Genomic DNA, 13,408 nt, shown 5'->3' with positions numbered 1-13,408 from the left:
GATTTTACTCCTTGTTTTGATTAACTAAAGAATGATTAACTTTATTCTCATGAGTATTAGCTTCGATAAGTTCCACATGTAAACCTAAAGATTGTAATTCTTTAGAAAATACTCTAAAACTTTCAGGAATAGAAGGTTTAGGTAAAGGCAACCCATTAACTATAGCATTATAAGTTTTATTACGTCCTATTATATCATCACTTTTGACAGTTAAAAACTCTCTTAAAGTATAAGCTGCACCGTAACCATATAAACTCCATACTTCCATTTCCCCAATTCTTTGTCCGCCTGGACCGCTACTTCCTTGACCACGAGTAGCTTGATTTGTTATTAAAGTATAAGGACCTACATTTCTAGCATGTAACTTATCATCTACCATATGTGATAATTTAATCATATATAATGTACCTACAGAAATAGGGTTATCATAGGGTTCGCCAGTTCTACCATCATATAAAGTCATTTTGCCATCTAAAGATAAATTAGCTTCTTTCATAATATCTTTCAAATCTTCATTATCGGCGCCATCAAAAACTGGAGTAGCTACTTTAATACCTAATTTTTTAGCAGCTAAACCTAAATGCATTTCTAAAATTTGTCCGATATTCATCCTACTAGGAACACCTAAAGGATTCAACATAATATCAATAGTTGTACCATCAGCCATATAAGGCAAATCTTCTTTGGGTAAAATACGAGAAATTACACCTTTATTACCGTGTCGCCCTGCTATTTTATCGCCTTCTTTAATTTTTCTTTTTTGAGCAATATAAACTCTAACACTTTGATTTACACCTGGTGTGGATAAAACATCGCCATCAGAAACAGATAAATATTCGACACTTTGAACAACTCCTGCTTTTCCAAAAGGAACTCTCAAAGAAGCATCTTTATAATCACGTGCTTTTTCTCCTATAATAGTGTGAATTAATTTTTCATGAGGTAAAGGTTCAAAAGTTCCTTGCGGAATTATTTTCCCCACTAAAATATCGCCTTCTTTAACTTCTGACCCTGGAATAATAATTCCTCTGTGATCTAAATTTTTAATAGCTTCAGCACTTACATTAGGAACTTCACGAGTAATCTCTTCTTTACCCGCGCCTTTTTTTAATTCTCTTGCATAAATTTCGTATTTAGTAATATGAACAGAAGTATAAACGTCATTACGAACTAAATCTTCTGACATAATAATAGCATCTTCATAATTATAACCATCCCAAGTCATAAAAGCTACGGTTATATTTTTTCCTAAAGCTAATTCACCTTTATCAGTGGCCGGACCATCAGCTATAATATCACCTTTATTAACAAATTCATTTTTTTTAACAATAGGTTTATGCAAAATCAAAGTATTTTGATTTGATTTAGCAAAAGAAGTTAATTTATAAACTTTTTCTGTTTCATCATCAGACTTAATGATAATTTTTTGAGAATCAACATAAGAAACAAACCCGTCTTTTTCAGATAAAACCAAACAACCAGAATCTTTTACTACTCTATGCTCGATTCCTGTACCTACAATAGGAGAATCTGTAATCAATAAAGGTAAAGCTTGGCGTTGCATATTTGTTCCCATTAAAGCTCTAGAAGCATCATTATGTTCTAAAAAAGGAATAGTAGAAGTTGCTACAGAAACTATTTGTTTAGGCGAAACATCTATATAATTAACTTTTGAAACATCATAAAGACCTGTTTCTCCATTTTTTCTAGCGATAATTTTATTTTTTTGAAAAGTATTGTCTTCATTTAAAATAGTATCTGCTGAAGCAATAATTTGTTCTTCTTCCTGAATAGAAGTTAAATATTTAAAATCTTTAGATACTCTATGTGAACCATCGGTATGAATCACTTTAAAAAAAGGAGTTTTAATAAAACCATATTGATCTACTTGAGCATAAGTAGATAAAGAAGAAATCAAGCCAATAGAAGGGCCCTCTGGTGTTTCTATAGGACATAATCTTCCATAATAAGAATTATGCACATCTCTTACTTCGACACCTGCGCGATCACGATCAATGCCACCGGTTTCTAAAGCAGAAATTTTTCTTTTTTGAGTTAATTCAGCTAAAGGATTAATTTGGTCCATGAAATGAGATAAACGTGAACTTCCGAAAAACCTTTTAATAACTATCGCTAAAGAAGAAAAATTAACTAATCCGCTAGTTGTTGTTGTTTCGAATTTACTAGTTGACATCCTATCCTTAATATTTTTTTCAGATCTAGACAAACCAATACGAAATTGATTTTGTAATAATTCTCCTACTAATCTTAATCTTCTATTACCTAAGTAGTCAATATCGTCTTTTTTACCTATATTTTGATATAAATTCAAATAATAACTAATACTAGCGATAATATCAGATAAAAAAATATTTTTTCCTTTTTCATCTTGATTATTACCTATTACTTTAATAAAACGTTTATTATCGTTATCATCTAAAAAATAAATAACTAAAACTTCATTTAAAATATTTTTGCTTTGAGTTTCTTTTTCATTTTCATAAAAATTATTATTTTCTAGAAAAAAATCTATAACAGATTCTTCTAAATTATCTCTATTTTGTTGTAAAATTTCTTTTACTTCATCATTTAATAAAGTATCTTCTTCAACTAAAATCTCTCCTGTCAAAATATGAAAAATATTGTCTTTTATATAAATGTCGTCCTTAGAATCGTCTTTTTTATAAGTAAAAATATTTTCTTCTTCATCGACTTCATTTTCTAAATTCATCTTAGAATTAATTAATTGTTTTCTAAAATGATGTCTTTTAGTTTTTAATTCCTCAATAATATCTTTTGTTAATAAAGTCCCTTTAGGAAGCAAAACTTCTCCAGTATCAATATCTTTCAAATCATATGCTAAAAAAGTTTTTTCAATTCTATTCAAAACATCTAATTTTTTATTAAGTTTATATCTACCTACAAAAGATAAATCATATTTTTTACGATCAAATAATCTTTTGCTAATAAATTCACGAGCAGATTTAACAGAAACTTTTTCGCCTTGATTTAATTTAGAATATAATTCTATAATAGCATCATTTGTGTTTAACTCATCATTTTTATTAAAACTTAATTCTAAAAGAGGGTTTTCCCCAAAAACAGATATTATTTCTTCTTTGCTATTAAAACCTAAAACATTAATAAATTTAATTAAAGGAATTTTTTTTGAATGATCTAATTTAGCATAAAGAATGTCTTTATTGCTTTGTTCGTATTCAATCCAAGCCCCCCTTGTAGGAATAATTTGGGCTTCATAACGAACTTTATTTAATTTAGAATCAAATTTTTCAGTAAAATAGGTACCTGATGAACGTATAATTTGAGATATAATTACTCTTTCTGTTCCGTTAATTATAAAAGTTCCCGAAGGAGTCATTAAAGGTAATTCTGTCATTAAAACTCGACTTTTTTTAATTTCTCCAGTAGAAACGTTTTCTAATCTCACATTAACAAATAATTCAGAAAAATAACTAAAATCTCTTTTTTTAGCTTCTTTAATGTCTAATTTAGGTTCATTTAAATAAAAATCATCAAAATACAATTTTAAATTACCGTTATAACTTTGTATAGGAGAAATATCATTTAAAGCCTCTTGAATTCCTTTTTTTAAAAATAAATCAAAAGAATCCATTTGTGTTTTTATTAAATTAGGTAATTCAAAATCATAATTCATTTTAGAATAATTACGACGTTCTGCTTTAGTACCGTATTTGATATTACAATATCTCTTCATTTTTTTAAGCTCCAACCCATATAATAAACTATTCTTTTTTTTAAAAACAAAAATCTAAAAAATAAATCAAATATAAGAAAATAAAAACCTAAGAAAAATTATATCTTAGGTTTTCAATTAAAAAAATAGCTCAGTTTAAAAAAATTATTCCAATTCAACCGTAGCGCCTAATTTTTCTAATTTATTCTTTATTTCTTCAGCTTCTGCTTTTTCAAGATCTTTTTTAATAACAGCATTAGGTGTTTCCGCTAATTTTTTAGCGTCAAGTATTCCTAAACCAGTTATTTCACGAATTTCTTTAATAATCGCAATTTTCTTGCCAGCATCTCCGAAAGTTTTAAGAATAACTGTAGCTTTAGTTTTTTCTACTTTTTCTCCTTGGGAATCCGAAACATTTGAATTAGAAGATACTAAATTAGAAGGATCAACTCCGAACTCTTCTTTTATACCATCTACTAATTCTTTAATTTCTAATAAAGTCATGCTTTTTAAAGCTTCTATAAAAACTTCTTTAGTTAATTTAGCCATTGCGCCAAACTCCTTTATCATATTTAAATTTTAAAAAATTAAACAAATTATTTATTTAATAACATATTTAAACTAATTGTTAATTCTCTTAAAGCGAACATCATTCCTGATGATAACATAGCTAATACATGCTCTTTAGAAGGTAAAACTGCTATATCATTAATAACATTACAAGAATATATTTTATTATCAATAATACCTTTAACAATTTTTAAAAATTTATTTTTTTGAACAAAATTGAATAAAATTTTGATGGGTTCCATAGAATCACCCGAACTCAACAATAAAGCTTTAGAATATTTAGATAAATCCGATAATTCATTATAATCAGCTGATTTAAAAGCTCTTTTTAATATATTATTAGAATATACTCTAATCATACTATTCTGTTTTTGTAATTCAACACGTAATTCAGTTAAATCACTTACTTTTATTCCTTGATACTCAAACAAAATAATTATGTCCGATTTTTTAATATTTTGAATTAATAAATCTACATCAGTTCTTTTTTGTTCAATAATAGCCAGATTTGTCATAACAATAATAATCCTTATTATTTTTTATTCTTAATTTTTAAAAATACTAAATTTAAAAATAAATTCTTTATATTTTTAAATTTATATTTTTAAACAGAAGCGAAATCAACTTTAATACCCGGCGCCATTGTTGTGGAAATAGTTATTGATTTGATAAAATTACTTTTCGCTGTCTTAGGTTTAATAGATATTAAATGTTCATATAAAAATTTAAAATTATCTAATAAATCTTCTTCTTTAAAAGAAATTTTTCCTAAAATGGTATGTAAATTGCCATTTTTATCTAATCTATATTCTATTCTACCTTTTTTAATTTCTTGAACTATTTTAAAAACATTATCTGTTACAGTTCCTAATTTTAAATTAGGCATTAAACGACGAGGTCCTAAAATAATTCCTAATTTAGAAATCGAAGGCATCATATCTGGTGTAGCTATCAAAACATCGAAGCCTAACCAATTTTTAGAAATACGTTCAACTAAATCTTGATCACCAACATAATCAGCGCCTGCTTCTTCAGCTTCTTTAACTTTAGCGCCTTTTGCTAATACAGCGATTTTTAGTTTTTTACCACTTCCGTGAGGTAAAACCAAAGCTCCACGTAAATTTTGATCTGCTTTTTTAGAATCCAACTGTAAAGATAAATTGCATTCTACAGTAGAATCGAATTTAGTAACTTTAGTTTTTTTTATTAATTTTATAGCCTCATCGATAGAATATAATTTACTACAATCTATCAACTTACTAATATTTAAATATTTTTTACTTCTTTTCATAATCAAAACACTTTATTATAAAACATAAATTCTTTCTAAAAAATATTAAAAATCACTCAACTATATCAATACCCATACTAGACGCAGTACCTTTTATTATTTTGCAAGACTGTTCTAAATCATAAGAATTTAAGTTAGAAGATTTGTTTTTAGCAATTTCTTCTATTTGTTTATTCGTTAAAGTAGCTACTTTATTTTTTTTAGAATTAGATGATCCTTTTTCAATATTAGCAGCTTTTTTTAAAAGATCACTAGCAGGCGGAGTTTTAGTAATGAAATCAAAAGTTCTGTCATCATAAACATAAATAACAACAGGAATTTTAAAACCTATCTTATCCTTAGTAACTTCGTTAAACTTAGAACAAAATAAAGGTATATTGACTTGCGCCTGTCCTAAAACTGGACCTACTGGCGGAGCAGGATTAGCTTTCCCCGCATTAATTTGTAACTTAATAGTTTTAACAACTGTTTTTGCCATTATAGTAATAAAACCTCATTTATTAATATTAGTTTATTAAAATCGTTAATTTATAAAATTTATAAATTTTATAAAAATAAAGCTATATATAAAAATTTTATAAAGAAAAACAAGTTCCCAAAATTATAACATAATTTATAACAAAAAACAATAGTATAACTTCACATAATTATATTATTACGTAATTTCTTTGAAAGAAGAAAGAGAAATTTCGATAGGAGTGTTTCTCCCGAACAAATCAACTTCTACTACCATTATATTTTTGCTACTATCTATAAAAGATACTGTACCTATTTTCCCCACAAAAGAACCACCAGTAATTTCTACTTTTTTATTAATTAAATGTTCATAACTCGGTTTTTTTATAAGCCCTATCTTAATTAAAATAGGTTTTATTTCGGAATCATTCAAAGGGACCGGTTTAGCATTATTACCCTTTATAGAACCTAAAAAATTAGTTACTTGTGGTAGATTACGAACTACAAACCATGTGTGTTCAGTTATAATCATTTTAACAAAAACATAACCAGAAAACATCTTTCTTTCTTTTTCTTGTTTAGTTCCGTCAGATTTTATTTTAAAATATTTTTCTTTAGGGCAAATAACCTCAAAAATAAATTTAGAAATGGGCAATCCACTATTAGCCAGTTTTAATAAATCTTCTCTCACAGAATTCTCATAACCTGAATAAGTTTGGACAATATACCATTTAGCTTCTTCATTTTTTGATTTTGTTTCAGTTTCTAAAATATCTTCTTTATCATTTATTTGTTCTTTTTTTTTCATTTTTAAACATCTATTCTATTATTTTAGAGATTTTAATGTTTCGACGGGATCAATACATGAATATAACCAATTAAAAAACCGAAACATACCTATCAAAACCAAACTAAAACAAACAACATTTATTATTTTAAATATAATTTCATGAAACAAAGGCCAAACAATCAAATTAATATCTTTTATACTTTTTTTAATAAAAGGATAAATACTAATTAAAAACACAAAAAAAGATAAAGTGAAAAAAGAGTAAAATATTTTTTCGCCACACTCGTTTATTTTAAATAAAGTTTTTAACAAACCCATAGAAATAACAGAACAAATGAGAAAAAAAACATTCTTAAAACCATATTCTTTTTTAAGAATATCGTATAAAGGATTAACAATTAATTCTTCTGTTTTATTTTTTTTTGATACCATAATAAAAATTTCCTTTTCTTAATCAATTACTTTGATTCTTCATGCAAAACATGTTTTTTGCATTGGGGACAATATTTTTTTAAAATCAAACGATTACTACGATTAGCTACAGTAACATGATAATTACGACTTAAACAACAATTACAAATTAAAATATTTTTTTTCATTACCTCTAAATTAATCAATCTTCCTTAAAAAAATGATAATAAAATAAATATAATCACTTTAACTATTTTAACATATAAATTATTTATAAAATTACCAAATTAATTTTTATTTTGTAATGCATACATTATCAAAGCGGCAGCTATACTTACATTAAGAGAATTAATGCGTCCTTTCATAGGTATCTTCATTAAAAAATTACATTTTTGTTTTAATAAAGGTCGTATTCCTTTCCCTTCGTTTCCTAAAACAATAGCAAGAGAACAATTTGTATTTACTTTATTTAAATTTAAATCAGTTTTTGAATCAGTACCGATAACAACAATATCTTTACTTTGCAAATAAATAATAGTTTTAAATAAATTATCTACTAAAAAAATATTAACATATTCTAAAGCTCCACTAGATGCTTTAGCTACAGCGCCACTCAAAAGAACCTGATTTTTTTGAGATATAATAACGCCATCAAATTGTAACGTTTCAATAGTTCTTAAAATAGCACCAAAATTATGTGGATCGTGAATTTCATCTAAAATCAAAAATCTTTTAAATTGATTAGACTTAAAAGAGTCAGAATCTAAAAAAGAAAATAAATTCTGATATTCATAATTTGCAACTTTTGCTACAACACCTTGATGTTCGAAACTATTTGCTTTTTCATTTAATTGATGTTTATCTACAAATTTATATTCAATATTATTTTGATTTAAAAAATCTAAAAAAGATTTATCTTTAATTTTATAATTTACATATAATTCATGAATTAACCTTTTATTTTTAATAACTTCTTTAATTACATTTTTTCCGTAAACTATCATTTTTCATAAATCTTTCTTTAGATAAAAAAATAAAATTAATTATAAACATTGTAAACGAAATTTAAGAAATAAAAAGCTCAAAATAAAACCAGAAAAAACTATAAAAATTAATATTTTTTTCCATTTATTAAAAGGGATGCAATTATATATTAACAAATTAAAAAAGACGCAAGCAATAAATATACTTAATAAAAACGAAATTTGATCTAGTTTCAAGGAAGTGAAACATATTAACGAAAAATAAAACAAAGCTATTAATAAAGAATAAGGAAAAGCTTTGTGAAAAATAATCCTAAAAAAAGATTTATTTACTTTTTTATTATTCATTTCTAAAGCTAAAAAGAAAGACGGAATGCCAATAAAAAAAGTATCAACTAAATTAAATTGTAATGGTTTTAAAGGAAATGGAATTATTGTTGTAGAGTTAGTAGACCAATAATAAAAGTTACACAATATAACGACAAACGCTAACAAAAAAGATACAATTGTTTTAGTTAAAAACAAAATAGAAATTTTTTGTAAATTATTAATAACTCTTCTTCCTTCAGTAACTACTTGAGGTAAAGAATGAAATTGAGAATCAAGCAAAATTAAATTAGCAGTATTTTTGGAAGCTTCATTCCCTGAAGCCATAGCAATCGATACATCCGCTTCTTTAAAGGCTAAAATATCATTAACACCGTCGCCTATCATCGCTACTTTATGATTTTGTTTTTTTAAATTTTGAATAATTATTTGTTTTTGTTTCGGAGTAGATCTTCCGAATACATTATATTTCAAAGAAGCATCATCTAATTCATTTGATTCTAAATTCATTAAATTAATTGATTGTTTTGAGGATTTAATAATATTCAGTCTCTTAGCGATATAAGATATTGTCTCGGAATTATCTCCTGAAATAATTTTGACACTAATACCATTTTGAATAAAATAATTAATAATATCAAAAGCATCTTCTTTAATTTGATCTTCTAAAGAAATCAAAGATATAATTTTATAATTAGTATTATCATTAATATTATCTAATGAAGTATCAGTTTGAGCCAAAAGCAAAACTCGATATCCTAATTTAGTTTCTTTTTGGAAATCATTTTTAATTTCACTAAATTGTTTTTTTAAAATAAATTCAGGAGCTCCTAACACAAAAGTCCCTATTTTATCTATCTCTACCGCGCTATATTTATTAATACTAGAAAAAGGTTGAGTTTTTGAAATTTTATAAATGTCTTTTTTTTGATTTTTTCTTGACAAAGAACAAAATTCTTGATATAAAGCTTTTTGAGTCGGATTATTTTGAGGGAAAACATTAATAATATCAAAAAACAAATCTTCGGGAAATAAATTATAATCTTTGTATTTTAAAATATTTTTTACTTTCATAGTGCCATCTGTAATAGTTCCTGTTTTGTCTAAACAAAGGACATCTATTATAGCTAACATTTCTATCCCAAAAAGTTCTTTCATATAAGCTTTTTTTTTAGCTAATTTAATAAAACTTACAAATAAAGTAGTACTAGTTAAAAGAAACAATCCGGCAGGAAGAGTACCTAAAACAAAACCACATAATCCTAAAACAAAAGAATCTTGTTTAATATCAATTTTTGCAGGAAAAAAATATAAAATCAAAGATGTTGGAATCAATAAACAAAAAATAAACCAAATTAATAAAGATAAATTTTGAATCAAAGGTGTTTTAATTTTTTTATATTTTTTCGCTTCTTGTGTTAATTTAGAAATATACATTTCGTGTCCTACACAAAAAACTTTGGAGTAAGCATTTCCGCTTAAAACATAACTTCCAGAATATAAAACATCTCCTTCTTTTTTAAAAATAGAACGTGATTCTCCTGTCAAAAGAGATTCATCGACTTCTAACACCCCTTTTATTATTTTAGAATCAGCAACAATTTGAGAACCTAATTCCAAAAAAAGAACATCATCAATAACAACATTTTCGATTAACGTTTCGGTTAAAAAACCATTTCTAATCACCTTAGTATGGTTAAATTGTAATATAGAAATTTTATCTAAGGTTTTTTTCGCCTTAACTTCTTGAAAAATATTAATAGAAACATTTAATATATTGATAAACAAAAAAAATAAGTTTTCAAAATGTTTTATATGAATAATAAGACAAGTAATTAGAAACAATAAAAAATTAAACAAAGTAAAGACATTACTCAAAATAATTCCTAAAATACTTTTATTAATATTTTTTGTTAATACATTATTTTGTTTATCTTTTATTTTTTGTTCTACTTCTTCTGAACTGAGTCCTTTAATATCAAATAACAAATCATTTCTTTTCATTTGATTATCTTTCTTTCGATTAATCATATTATATATACCATCTTTAACTATATTTATCATATAATAAGAAAAATTTCAAAAATATATTTTTTTAAATTAGCATATCTTTTTTTAAAATATTTCTTAAAACATCAGATTCAGAAAAATCCTTTTTTTTATGTTTTTCAAACCATAAATAATAAATTTTAATTTGTTCTTCAGTAACATTTTTTAAAACAACATTGATATTTAAACTTTTCAATAAATAAATCAATGTATTTTGTAATCTAGCTAAATATTCTAATTCATCGGTTTTATTTATTTTTTTTAATAATTCCTCAATTAAAGTTAAAACATTAGGAGTATCAAAATCATTTGACATCAAAGAATGAAATTTATCAATATAAAACGAATCAACGCCTTTAATAAAAATTTTATTTAAAATTAATTGAAAATTATTCTTATTTAAAGTATAAAATATTTTATCATATTTTATTTTAATTTCTTCTATTGAATTATCATTATAATGAATAGGTTGTGAATAATGATAAGATAAAAAAAACATTTTAATAATATTTGGACCGAATTTATTTAATAAATCTTTCGCTAAAATAACATTTCCTAAAGATTTACTCATTTTATTTTTATTATATTCAACATATCCTATATGCATAAAAAAATTAGCTAATTTTTTTTGCTCTATAGCCCAAAATTGAGATTGTTCATTAGCATGATGTGGAAATTTTAAATCAATTCCTCCGCCATGAATATCTATAGTATTTTTAAAGATACTATTAATCATTACAAAGCATTCTGTGTGCCATCCTGGTCGTCCAGGAAACCAAGGACTATCATATTTAATTCCGACTTTAGTTTTTTTCCATAAAATAAAATCTTCTTTATTTTTTTTTTGAACATCTAATGTTATATTCCTAGAATTTTGTTTTAATTTTGTTAAATTTTGATCACTTAATAAACTATAATGAGGAATTAAATTCGATTTAAAATAAACTCCTTCATTTATGATATACGTATATCCTTTTTGAGTTAATTTCTCTATATATGATATTATTTCTGGAATATAATCAGTTACTAAAGGATGTTTATCTATTGTTGTAATTTCTAATTTCGATAATAAATTTAAAAAATATTTTGTATATTTTTGAGATATCTGAATTTCAGACATTTCATTGTCTATTGCTTTTTGAATAATTTTATCATCGATATCCGTAATATTTACTATTAAACGAACTTGCCAACCTAAAATAGAAAAATATTTTTTCACAAGATCAAAAAAAATCAAAGACCTTATATTGCCTATATGCAAATGTTCATATACTGTAGGACCGCAAACATAAATATTTATTTTTTTCTGTTCTAATGTATAAAATTTTTCTTTTTGATTAGTTAAAGAATTATAAATTTTCAAAATAAAATCCTTTTTATTCTATTTATATTTAATAATTTAAATTTAATAATTTTTGAATATTATTTAAAATATTTTTTTTACCTAATAATTCTAAATACGTTAACAAGTGAGGACCGTGTAACTTTCCAGTACAAGCTATTCTTAAAGTTAAAAAAAGTTTTTTTCCTTTTAAATTAGTTAATTCGCTAAATTTTTGAATAAGTTGCTCTATAAAAGATGATTGAAAAATTTCCAATTTTAAAAATAAATCTTTTAAAATTTTAATTACAGAAAAATCTTCTATTTCTTTTATTATATGTATAATTTTGTTATCTATTTGTTGATTTTGTTCAAAAAATTCTAAATATAAATTAACAATTTCTTGAATATAATTCATTCTATCTCTGAATAAAATAATTATGTTCTGTAAATATTTATCTTCTAGAAAAATTTTTTTCTCTTCTAAAAAAAATTTACTTTTTCCAACTATCTCCGTTACAGACATTTGTTTTAAATATTGATTATTAATAAAAGATAATTTTTGATCATCGAAAACAGCTGGCGCTTTAACGAATCTTGTTTTATCAAAAAGAGAAATCATTTCTTCAATCGAAAGAATAGTTTTATTAGTTTTCGGAGCGAAACCTAAAAAAAATAAAAAATTAAATAAAGCTTTAGGTAAAAACCCTAAATCAATGTACTTTTTAATAAATTGAACTATATCAACATCTCTTTTACTTAATTTTTTTTTATTTTTATTTAAAATCAAAGACATATGACCAAAAATAGGAATATCCCACCCAAAAGCTTTATAAATCATTATTTGCTTAGGAGTATTGGTGATATGTTCTTCTCCTCTTAAAACATGAGATATTTTCATTAAATAATCATCTATAACAACGGCATAATTATAAGTAGGGAATCCGTTTTCCTTAATTATAATCCAATCTTCTATTTGATCACTTTCGAAAGATAATTTGCCTCTTATCATATCATTAAACTCATATAAAGTATTCAAAGGAACTTTAAAACGAACTACACATTTATCATTATCTCCTTGATATTCTTTGTAAGCTAACTTTTTATCTAATAAAATCTGAGTATATTTTTGATAAATAGATATTCTTTCTGATTGTTTATAAGGACCAAATGGTCCTTTTAAATCTGGCCCTTCATCCCAAAATAAACCTAACCATCGTAATTGCTCTAATTGAGATAATTCACTTTCTTTTATATTACGTTTTAAATCAGTGTCTTCGATCCTAATAATAAATTTACCTTTATAACGACGGGCAAATAAATAATTAAACAAAGCTGTTCGAGCATTTCCGATATGTAAAAAACCAGTAGGACTCGGTGCGTAACGTAATCTTATTTCTTTCATATTTATAGAATCCTTAACCTGAAAAAATTTAACATTTGAGAAATAACAATTATATATTTAAATAAAACAAAAGAGTCTTTTTTATAGTAA

Annotated in this window: 12 protein-coding genes; all 12 read right to left on the bottom strand. The window is 24.6% G+C overall.

Annotation, left to right across the window (positions count from 1 at the left end; all coding sequences use genetic code 11):
• Window positions 1-4: 4 nt before the first annotated feature.
• Window positions 5-3,736 carry a DNA-directed RNA polymerase subunit beta gene (rpoB, locus tag CWO85_RS02420; RefSeq protein WP_121464056.1) on the bottom strand — a complete coding sequence of 1,244 codons (3,732 nt, stop codon included), beginning with the start codon at window positions 3,734-3,736 and terminating at the stop codon, window positions 5-7.
• A 144-nt stretch (window positions 3,737-3,880) separates the two neighbouring features.
• Window positions 3,881-4,264, bottom strand: a complete 384-nt coding sequence (rplL, locus tag CWO85_RS02415; RefSeq protein WP_121464055.1) for a 50S ribosomal protein L7/L12 — start codon at window positions 4,262-4,264, stop codon at window positions 3,881-3,883.
• A gap of 47 nt (window positions 4,265-4,311) precedes the next feature.
• Window positions 4,312-4,800, bottom strand: a complete 489-nt coding sequence (gene rplJ / locus CWO85_RS02410; protein WP_121464054.1) for a 50S ribosomal protein L10 — start codon at window positions 4,798-4,800, stop codon at window positions 4,312-4,314.
• Between the two features lie 89 nt (window positions 4,801-4,889).
• Entirely contained in the window at window positions 4,890-5,576 is a 687-nt protein-coding gene (gene rplA, locus CWO85_RS02405) for a 50S ribosomal protein L1 (RefSeq protein WP_121464053.1), read from the bottom strand.
• A 52-nt stretch (window positions 5,577-5,628) separates the two neighbouring features.
• Window positions 5,629-6,054: a 50S ribosomal protein L11 gene (rplK, locus tag CWO85_RS02400; protein ID WP_121464052.1), complete on the bottom strand. Its 426-nt coding sequence runs from the start codon at window positions 6,052-6,054 to the stop codon at window positions 5,629-5,631.
• Between the two features lie 177 nt (window positions 6,055-6,231).
• Window positions 6,232-6,840: a transcription termination/antitermination protein NusG gene (gene nusG / locus CWO85_RS02395; RefSeq protein ID WP_121464051.1), complete on the bottom strand. Its 609-nt coding sequence runs from the start codon at window positions 6,838-6,840 to the stop codon at window positions 6,232-6,234.
• A gap of 18 nt (window positions 6,841-6,858) precedes the next feature.
• On the bottom strand, window positions 6,859-7,254 hold the full coding sequence (locus CWO85_RS02390) for a hypothetical protein (RefSeq protein WP_121464050.1): 396 nt from the start codon (window positions 7,252-7,254) through the stop codon (window positions 6,859-6,861).
• Window positions 7,255-7,280: 26 nt separating this feature from the next.
• The gene (rpmG, locus tag CWO85_RS02385) at window positions 7,281-7,421 is read right to left on the bottom strand and encodes a 50S ribosomal protein L33 (RefSeq protein WP_121464049.1); all 141 of its coding nucleotides are present in this window, start codon (window positions 7,419-7,421) and stop codon (window positions 7,281-7,283) included.
• A 99-nt stretch (window positions 7,422-7,520) separates the two neighbouring features.
• Window positions 7,521-8,237, bottom strand: a complete 717-nt coding sequence (rlmB, locus tag CWO85_RS02380) for a 23S rRNA (guanosine(2251)-2'-O)-methyltransferase RlmB (RefSeq protein ID WP_121464048.1) — start codon at window positions 8,235-8,237, stop codon at window positions 7,521-7,523.
• 39 nt (window positions 8,238-8,276) lie between these two features.
• On the bottom strand, window positions 8,277-10,574 hold the full coding sequence (locus CWO85_RS02375; protein WP_161554984.1) for an HAD-IC family P-type ATPase: 2,298 nt from the start codon (window positions 10,572-10,574) through the stop codon (window positions 8,277-8,279).
• A gap of 64 nt (window positions 10,575-10,638) precedes the next feature.
• Window positions 10,639-11,955: a cysteine--tRNA ligase gene (gene cysS, locus CWO85_RS02370; RefSeq protein ID WP_236628356.1), complete on the bottom strand. Its 1,317-nt coding sequence runs from the start codon at window positions 11,953-11,955 to the stop codon at window positions 10,639-10,641.
• 28 nt (window positions 11,956-11,983) lie between these two features.
• The gene (gltX, locus tag CWO85_RS02365) at window positions 11,984-13,318 is read right to left on the bottom strand and encodes a glutamate--tRNA ligase (RefSeq protein ID WP_121464045.1); all 1,335 of its coding nucleotides are present in this window, start codon (window positions 13,316-13,318) and stop codon (window positions 11,984-11,986) included.
• Window positions 13,319-13,408: the final 90 nt, after the last annotated feature.

The organism is Candidatus Phytoplasma ziziphi (assembly GCF_003640545.1).
In the GTDB taxonomy this organism is placed as follows: Bacteria; Bacillota_I; Bacilli_A; order Acholeplasmatales; family Acholeplasmataceae; genus Phytoplasma; species Phytoplasma ziziphi.
Note: the sequence above shows the minus strand (reverse complement) of the source record. Positions and strands in the feature narration are given on the sequence as shown.

Coding starts and splice junctions, on each gene's coding strand:
- rpoB (WP_121464056.1), bottom strand. CDS start 3,736: ATGAAGAGATATTGTAATATCAAATACGGTACTAAAGCAGAACGTCGT.
- rplL (WP_121464055.1), bottom strand. CDS start 4,264: ATGGCTAAATTAACTAAAGAAGTTTTTATAGAAGCTTTAAAAAGCATG.
- rplJ (WP_121464054.1), bottom strand. CDS start 4,800: ATGACAAATCTGGCTATTATTGAACAAAAAAGAACTGATGTAGATTTA.
- rplA (WP_121464053.1), bottom strand. CDS start 5,576: ATGAAAAGAAGTAAAAAATATTTAAATATTAGTAAGTTGATAGATTGT.
- rplK (WP_121464052.1), bottom strand. CDS start 6,054: ATGGCAAAAACAGTTGTTAAAACTATTAAGTTACAAATTAATGCGGGG.
- nusG (WP_121464051.1), bottom strand. CDS start 6,840: ATGAAAAAAAAAGAACAAATAAATGATAAAGAAGATATTTTAGAAACT.
- CWO85_RS02390 (WP_121464050.1), bottom strand. CDS start 7,254: ATGGTATCAAAAAAAAATAAAACAGAAGAATTAATTGTTAATCCTTTA.
- rpmG (WP_121464049.1), bottom strand. CDS start 7,421: ATGAAAAAAAATATTTTAATTTGTAATTGTTGTTTAAGTCGTAATTAT.
- rlmB (WP_121464048.1), bottom strand. CDS start 8,237: ATGATAGTTTACGGAAAAAATGTAATTAAAGAAGTTATTAAAAATAAA.
- CWO85_RS02375 (WP_161554984.1), bottom strand. CDS start 10,574: ATGATTAATCGAAAGAAAGATAATCAAATGAAAAGAAATGATTTGTTA.
- gltX (WP_121464045.1), bottom strand. CDS start 13,318: ATGAAAGAAATAAGATTACGTTACGCACCGAGTCCTACTGGTTTTTTA.